This window comes from Lujinxingia vulgaris (assembly GCF_007997015.1).
GTDB classification, from domain to species: domain Bacteria; phylum Myxococcota_A; class Bradymonadia; order Bradymonadales; family Bradymonadaceae; genus Lujinxingia; species Lujinxingia vulgaris.
The window spans coordinates 1-704 of record NZ_VOSM01000051.1 but is presented as its reverse complement, the minus strand read 5'-3'; the positions used below and the strand labels follow the sequence as shown (position 1 = coordinate 704).

Annotated in this window: 1 protein-coding gene; it reads right to left on the bottom strand. The window is 43.2% G+C overall.

What is annotated here, in order from left to right; all coding sequences use genetic code 11:
* Positions 1–13: 13 nt before the first annotated feature.
* A partial coding sequence (locus tag FRC98_RS20835; protein WP_230467884.1) for an efflux RND transporter periplasmic adaptor subunit occupies positions 14–704 on the bottom strand: 691 nt, incomplete at its 5' end.

Sequence of the window (704 nt, the reverse complement as noted above, 5' to 3'; positions counted from 1 at the left end):
GCAAGTTCTTGAGTTAATGTTTGTGTTTGCTGGCATTAATAGTGCCGTTAACCGTGGCGCTTTGTGGCTGCATATCCATGTTCATATTAGAGTCTGAACCAGAATCCGAACTCATACCTGAGCTAATACTAGAGCTGATACCAGAGCCAGGCATTTCCATTCGTTTAAAGTCGGAGCTTTTACTCGATTCAGAGTCTATTAAAAATTGCGCTGAAGTAACTACCGTGTCACCTGTCATTACACCTGACAAAATGACCGCTTCATTACTATTAATTTGCCCAACTTCAACTTCTACCGATTTAAAACGCCCCTCACCTAATGCAATAACCACACGGTTTTGATGCTGCGTGCGGATTACCGCTTCTTTAGGGACTGTAAATTGCGCCTTACTCGCTTTAGCGTGAATGCTCACTTGTGCAAACATATTTGGTTTTAACCGATGATCTGCATTTTCAAACCTAAGCCTTACACGCAGAGTCCGGTTTTTAGCATCAAGCGCGGGGTAAATGTAATCAACCTTACCTTCCCACTTTTGACCTTTTAAGTAATCAAGTGTCATTGTAACGGGCAACCCAACACTCACTTGTTCTGATTGGCGCTCGAACACTTCCGCCTCTACCCAAATTTCATCAAGCTGGGCAATACTCATCATTGATGTGCCTGGTTTAACGTAAAAGCCTTCTCGTACTGTTAGCTCATCTACC